This window comes from uncultured Halovibrio sp. (genome assembly GCF_913056445.1).
In the GTDB taxonomy this organism is placed as follows: Bacteria; Pseudomonadota; Gammaproteobacteria; order Pseudomonadales; family Oleiphilaceae; genus Halospina; species Halospina utahensis_B.
Window position 1 is genome coordinate 1 of record NZ_CAJXMA010000123.1, and the last position, 6,039, is coordinate 6,039.

At 60.8% G+C, this 6,039-nt stretch carries 7 protein-coding genes; 5 read left to right on the forward strand and 2 right to left on the reverse strand.

Annotation, left to right across the window (positions count from 1 at the left end; genetic code table 11):
• Both QZ501_RS14695 and QZ501_RS14700 read left to right on the forward strand, forming a co-directional pair.
• Positions 1-405 (forward strand): NapC/NirT family cytochrome c (locus tag QZ501_RS14695; RefSeq protein ID WP_295720556.1); only part of this gene is annotated, 405 nt, incomplete at its 5' end.
• 190 nt (positions 406-595) lie between these two features.
• On the forward strand, positions 596-1,996 hold the full coding sequence (locus QZ501_RS14700) for an outer membrane protein transport protein (protein ID WP_295720557.1): 1,401 nt from the start codon (positions 596-598) through the stop codon (positions 1,994-1,996).
• A gap of 72 nt (positions 1,997-2,068) precedes the next feature.
• Here the strand turns inward: QZ501_RS14700 and QZ501_RS14705 are convergent, their stop codons facing one another.
• The gene (locus QZ501_RS14705) at positions 2,069-2,752 is read right to left on the reverse strand and encodes a HAMP domain-containing sensor histidine kinase (protein ID WP_295720559.1); all 684 of its coding nucleotides are present in this window, start codon (positions 2,750-2,752) and stop codon (positions 2,069-2,071) included.
• The gene (locus tag QZ501_RS14710; protein WP_295720561.1) at positions 2,749-4,398 is read right to left on the reverse strand and encodes a tetratricopeptide repeat-containing response regulator; all 1,650 of its coding nucleotides are present in this window, start codon (positions 4,396-4,398) and stop codon (positions 2,749-2,751) included. Before QZ501_RS14710 ends, QZ501_RS14705 begins: the two co-directional genes overlap by 4 nt.
• A gap of 183 nt (positions 4,399-4,581) precedes the next feature.
• On the opposite strand from QZ501_RS14710, the gene smrA reads away from it, so the two are divergent.
• From smrA to QZ501_RS14725, 3 genes are all read left to right on the forward strand, one after another.
• Positions 4,582-5,160 (forward strand): DNA endonuclease SmrA, encoded by a 579-nt coding sequence (gene smrA / locus QZ501_RS14715; protein WP_151438946.1) that lies wholly within the window; start codon positions 4,582-4,584, stop codon positions 5,158-5,160.
• Between the two features lie 25 nt (positions 5,161-5,185).
• A complete protein-coding gene (locus tag QZ501_RS14720) occupies positions 5,186-5,656 on the forward strand; it encodes a (2Fe-2S)-binding protein (RefSeq protein WP_151438947.1) in 471 nt (156 codons plus the stop codon).
• The coding region (locus tag QZ501_RS14725) for a molybdopterin cofactor-binding domain-containing protein (protein WP_295720564.1) at positions 5,653-6,039 on the forward strand (387 nt) is incomplete at its 3' end. The genes QZ501_RS14720 and QZ501_RS14725, both read left to right, overlap by 4 nt.

Genomic DNA, 6,039 nt, shown 5'->3' on the forward strand with positions numbered 1-6,039 from the left:
GTCTTGGAGGAGCTCAAGGGCCCCATCCACTACAACAACCGCTCGGGGGTTCGTGCCACATGCTCGGACTGCCACGTGCCGCACGAGTGGACGGACAAGGTTGCCCGCAAGATGGAGGCGTCCAAGGAGGTCTGGGGCTGGCTCTTCGGCACCATCAATACGCCTGAGAAATTCGAGGCCAAGCGCCGGGAGCTCGCGGAGCGTGAATGGGCCCGCCTGGAGGCGAACGACTCACTGGAATGCCGCAACTGTCATGAGTTCGAATCCATGGACTTCACCCGCCAGAGCCCCAGAGCGGCAGAAGCGCACTCCACCGCCCTGGCCGGGGATGAGGCCACCTGTATCGACTGCCACAAAGGGATTGCCCACGAGCTACCGGATATGTCCGGGGTTCATAACCGTTGAACCCAGAACGTCCGCATGGAAACGGGCGTTCTGGGCGTCAGTCGCGCTTCGTGCCCCCCGGGCGCATATCCCGGATCCGGGTGGAGAAACCGCTCTGCTATGGCCGGCCGGCCACTGATTGGTGACTGTAATTTGTGATGTGAGCTTAAAGCGCATTAGAATCCGCGCCGACAGACACAACAAAGAGGTAATGATGCGTACAGTCTTTGATGCGAAAGGCGCAGTTGTTCTTACCGCTGCAATGATTCCCGGTATGGCCATGGCGGGTGGCTTCTCCCTGAACGAGCAGAGCGCGAGCGCCATGGGCACCGCCAATGCCGGCGCCGCTGCCAACCCGCAGAACGCCTCGACGGTGATCTTCAACCCAGCGGGTATGACCCAGCTTTCCGGTACCAATCTCTCCTTTGGTGCTGCGGTTCTGGATATCGATGCTGAAGCCGATAGTGCATCCGCAACCAATCAGCTCGGTCAGCCTGTTCAGGGATCGAATGGCGGTGATATTGCTGATCCTGCCTATCTCCCAAGCGCCTTCCTGACCCATGAGATGTCGGAGAATGTCGCTGTGGGTGTTGGCCTCCATGCCCCCTATGGCCTGGCGGCGGACTACGATGATGACTTTACCGGTCGCTACTTTGCGGATGAAACGGAACTCACCGGTATCGCCCTGACGCCTTCCATTGCGGTGGATTCCGGTAACGGACTGTCCCTGGGTGTGGGCGTGAATATCATGTACCTGGACGGCAAGTTGTCGAAGTTCGCAGATACTTCTGGAGCGCTGGCTAAACTGGAGCAAAAAGGGGCAATTAACGCTCAACAAAGCCAACAACTTGCAGCAGCGCCGACCTATTCGAACGTTGAAGGTGACACCATTGAATACACGCTGCGCATCGGTGCCCTGTATGAACTCTCAGAAAGGACACAGTTTGGTCTGACCGTTGAGACAGGCACAGGTTCTTCTTTAGAAGGTGACATCACCATCAGTGATTTCCCGACTCAAAACGGACTCACAACTCTTAAAGAGGAGGCGGAGGTTCCTCTCGATATCCCGCCGAGCGTAACCTTCGGTGCCCGGCATCAGCTAAATGATGACGTTACCTTGCTGTTCGGAGCCACTTGGGCACGCTGGAGCGACTTTGAGGAACTCGATATCTACTCCGGTGAGGGTGGTACAGGAGAAGTTTCCAGCGCACTCAGGGCCCAAGGCCAGGTTGGTAACCCGATCACCCATATCACCGAGAAGTGGCAGGACACCTGGCAGTACAACCTGGGCGCCAGCTGGCAGGCGGACCCGCAGTGGAAGCTCAGGGCCGGCTATGCCTGGGACGAATCACCTGTGGACAGCTACACTACAGCACGGATTCCGTCTCAGGACCGCCACTGGCTGACTCTGGGTGCCCAGTTTGCTCCGGCCAACACCGACTGGACCGTGGATGCGGCGGTGGGCACGCTCATCTTTGATGGTGACGCGAAGGTCAACGAGCGGGAATACACCCATGCTCAGCCCACGACCCCTCAGGGCAATGCCAGTTACACTGGCTCGTACGACCTGAGCGCATGGAGCGCTTCCGTGGAACTCAGTCGCTCATTCTGAACTCCATCCCCTCGGCTCCAGGGATGGAGCCGCCTCCCCCTTAGCCAAGGCACTTGTAACCCCTTTACGGGTCTACGGCAGCCACAGCTCGAACACACTGCCTCCCAGATCACCGCCATTGCGCAGGCGGGTGAAGCCCTGGCGGTCGCCAGCGGTGTGCATCCCAGCCATACGTTCGGCGAAGTAAAGCCCGAGGTTGGTGCTGCCAGTGCTGAAGTCGATGCGTTCGGTGCCGGAAAAATCGACCTCCAGCATGTGTTCCGGGTAGCCCGGCCCGTCGTCCTCCACGCTCAGGACCAGCCAGCCGTCTTCGGCACGGGCGTTCAGCTGGAGCTGGCTGCCGGCGTAGCGGATGGCGTTGTTGATTACGTTGGTCAGGACGCCACTGACGAGCTGGGGATCAAAATAGCCTTCCTCCGCATCCGGCTCGGTGTGGACTTCGAGAGTGATGCCCAGCCCTTCCAGCAGGCGCCGGTGATGGGCCTGCTGCTCATCAAGAAAGTCGTGGACCAGCTGCTCCTCCACGGTCGCGGAAAGCTTTTGCTCGGACAGCCGGTAAAGGCTCAGCAGCTGGACCAGGTCGCCATGTACCCGCTGGGCCTCATACTCGAGGGTGGTGAAGGGGCGGGCGCCACGAACCTCCTCGCCGACTGAGTCACGCACCTCATCCAGTGAATTCAAGAGCATCCCCAGGGAATTCTTCATGTCATGGACGGTTGAGGCGAGCACCGTGGAAAAGTCGAGATCATTGCTCATGTGTTGCTCCCGGATGTGAGATCCGCAATTTTCTTTTTCAGGAACTGGTAGCGTTTGTACTGCTTATGCTGGGGCGGCAGGTGGCTGAGCTGATCAAGGCACCGCTCACAGCGGCGCAGCATGCTCGGGTCTGACCCTTTTCCTTCCCTTTCCGCGTTCTTGAGCAGCACCTGGACCAGGTTGAGGTTCAGAGCCGGATGCTGGGGCACCAGCTCCAGAGCCTGGCTGAAGGAATCCGCGGCCTGACCCAGCTCGCCGCTCTCAAAGGCCTTGATGCCTTCCTTGTTAAGCGCCCGGGCCTGGTTCTTCTTATGGAAGCTCACGGGCTCATCCATCAGTTCCTCGATGGCTTTCATGATTTTCGGGTCATCCTGACAGCGTTCGGCCAGCTGGTTGAGAACCCGCTGGGCAGCCCCATCCTCCTGCTGGGTGTAGAGCGCGCGGGCGTAATCCAGGGTTTCCTCCGGGCTCAGGGTCTCCGGGTCCAGCTGATCACTGATGCTGTCCAGCGCCTTGCGGCTTTCGTTCATCCGTCCCTGGCCGGCGTAGACCCGGGCGGCTACCAACTGCTTCCGGGTTTTTGCGCTTTCGTCGTCCTTGAAGCGACGTCCCACGTTATGCAGGGCCTTGAGAGCTTCGTCCGCCAGCTGTTTGCCTTCGCTGGAGGTATTGCCGTCGCTGAGCTCGGACAGGGTGCGGCCCAGGCCAAGGTAGTTTTCCGGGCTGTCGTGGATGGAGTTGTCGCTGAGTTTCACGGTGGAGCGCCAGGCGTCGGCGGCGGTTTCCATGTCCTGGTTGCTGGCCGCGATGCTGGCGAGCTGTTTCTGGCGCAGGATGGCCAGCGGTGAGATCTCAAGCGCCTTTTCCACGACCTCCTGGGCCCTGCGGCTGTTGCCCTTGCGCTGCAGGGCGTCCGCCAGGGCATCGTAGGCCTCGATGTAGTCGGGGTTGCTCTCGATCAGCGTCTCGAAGTGGCTGATGGCTTCGTCCAGTGCGTTGCGGGCCAGCGCGGCCCGCCCCATGCCCATGCGGGCCCAGGCCAGCTCGCGGCCCTCCAGAACCTGCTCATAGATGCCACGTGCAAGATCTGGGGTGCCGCGCTGAAGGTAGAGGTCACCGAGGATCTGCATGACCCGATTACGGTACCGGGTCTTCGTCTGCAGGAGCTGTTCCGCCTGGCTGATGGCTTCCGGCAGGTCCTCCTGGTCTAGGGCATGGTTGATGGGGTAGAGAGCGTGGCGCTGGGCCATCAGGGCATCCATGCGTTTCTGCAGCACGGCCTGGGTGATGGGTTTGATGATGTAGGTATCGGGATGGTACTCACGGGCGCCCATCACGATCTCCCGCGAGGTTTCCGCGGTCACCAGCACAAACAGTGAGGTGTGGCGCAGCAGCTTGTGGTGGCGCAGTGCCTCCAGCACCTGCTGGCCGGTCTTCCCGGAGCCCAGGTTGAAGTCGCAGATCAGTACGTCGTAATGATCCTTGGTGCACTTGGCAATGGTTTCGTTGCCGTTGGCCGCCATGTCGATCTTCTCGGCGCCAAAGCTGCTGAGCATCTGACGCATGGACTTGCGGAAATTCTCAAAGTCATCCGTGATCAGAAACCGCAGCTTCCGGTAAAGGTGATAGCGCTCGTTCTCATCCATCGGCTCTGGGCCCGTAATCAGTGGTGGCAACACAGGGGGTGCTGTTCAAATTAGTCGACCCCCGACCATCCCTCAACAGATCATGCACCCCTTGACATAAAATAACGCCATTGGCGGCGTTTCCCTGCTTTCAGGGCGGGTGGTAGAGTAGCGGCGAAGCCTGTTTCCAGTTGAGAGGCTGCTATGACCACGAAGGATGAGCGCCTTCAGTTCCTTGAGGCCATGGGGGATGTTGAGCCGATCCGCAAGCCGGATCGTGCGGATCTCGATGGAGGACGTCAGGTTACGCCGGGGCAGCTGGAACGCCAGCGCGCCGCCGTGCTCGAGAAAACCCGGGACCGTAACCCGCTGACCGCCACGGATGTGGCCTGGCTGGGCCCCCAGGATGAGCTGAGTTTCAAGCGCGACGGTATCCAGCATGGCGTTTTCAAGAAGGTGCGCCTGGGGCAGTACCCCATTGAAGCACAGCTGGACCTGCACCGGATGACCGTGGATGAAGCCCGCCAGGAGGTGTTCAACTTCATCCGCGAATGTCTGCGCCGTGGCGTGCGCTCGGGGCTGATCAAGCATGGCAAGGGGGAGCGCAATCCGGACCGTATCGCTACCATCAAGAGCTACGTTAACCAGTGGTTGCCCCAGCTGGAGGATGTAATGGCGTTCCACTCCGCGCAGCCGAAGCACGGCGGTACCGGAGCGGTCTACGTGATGCTGCGTAAGAGCCCGGAGGAACGGGAACGCAATCGAGAGCGGTTCAGTGGTTGAAGGGCCATTGTGACAGGAGTGAACAATGACAATAACGATCAGGGTGAATGGCGCCGAGCAGTCGGTGGATGCCCCGGAGGATACGCCGCTGCTGTGGGTGCTGCGTGACTGGATGGGGCTTAAGGGCACCAAGTTCGGGTGCGGAATCGGCCAGTGCGGAGCCTGTACCGTGCATATTGACGGCAGTGCGCAGCGCAGCTGCATCACGCCGGTTGCCAGGGTAGCCGGTGGCGAGGTGTCGGTTACCACCATTGAAGGCCTTGCCGGCGAAGACAGCCTGCATCCGGTACAGGAAGCATGGCTTGAGCATAATGTGCCCCAGTGCGGCTACTGCCAGTCCGGTCAGATCATGAGCGCTGCGGCGCTGCTTGACCAGGAGGCGAACCCGGATGATGAGCGGATCAGTGAGTTCATGGCCGGCAATCTCTGTCGCTGTGGCACCTATCCCCGGATCCATGCCGCCATCCGCTCCGTTGCGGATGGGAGTGCCTCATGAGTGAAGTATCCCGACGTGAACTGTTCCGCCTGGGTGCTGCTGGCTCCGGCGCTCTGGTACTGGGCATGGTGCTGCCTGGCTGTGCCACTGCCCCGGGTGAACGGGAACCAACCCGTGTCGGGGCCTGGGCGCCCAACGCCTGGCTTGAGATTGATCCTGACGGCAGGGTGACGTTCACCCTGGACCGTGTGGAGATGGGGCAGGGGACAGTGACCGGCATTACCACCCTGGTGGCGGAAGAGCTGGATGTGGCCCCGGAGAACATTGAGGTGGTCTTCGCCCCGGTGGGTGACGCCTACATCAACCCCCAGTACGGCCTGCAGGTAACGGGTGGCAGCTCCAGTGTGCGTACCAGCTGGGAGCGGGTGCGCGCGGCCGGGGCC

Bases quoted from the DNA above. Each gene is read 5' to 3' on its own strand.
- smrA (WP_151438946.1), top strand. From the start codon at position 4,582: ATGACCACGAAGGATGAGCGCCTTCAGTTCCTTGAGGCCATGGGGGAT.
- QZ501_RS14700 (WP_295720557.1), top strand. From the start codon at position 596: ATGATGCGTACAGTCTTTGATGCGAAAGGCGCAGTTGTTCTTACCGCT.
- QZ501_RS14710 (WP_295720561.1), bottom strand. From the start codon at position 4,398: ATGGATGAGAACGAGCGCTATCACCTTTACCGGAAGCTGCGGTTTCTG.
- QZ501_RS14720 (WP_151438947.1), top strand. From the start codon at position 5,186: ATGACAATAACGATCAGGGTGAATGGCGCCGAGCAGTCGGTGGATGCC.
- QZ501_RS14705 (WP_295720559.1), bottom strand. From the start codon at position 2,752: ATGAGCAATGATCTCGACTTTTCCACGGTGCTCGCCTCAACCGTCCAT.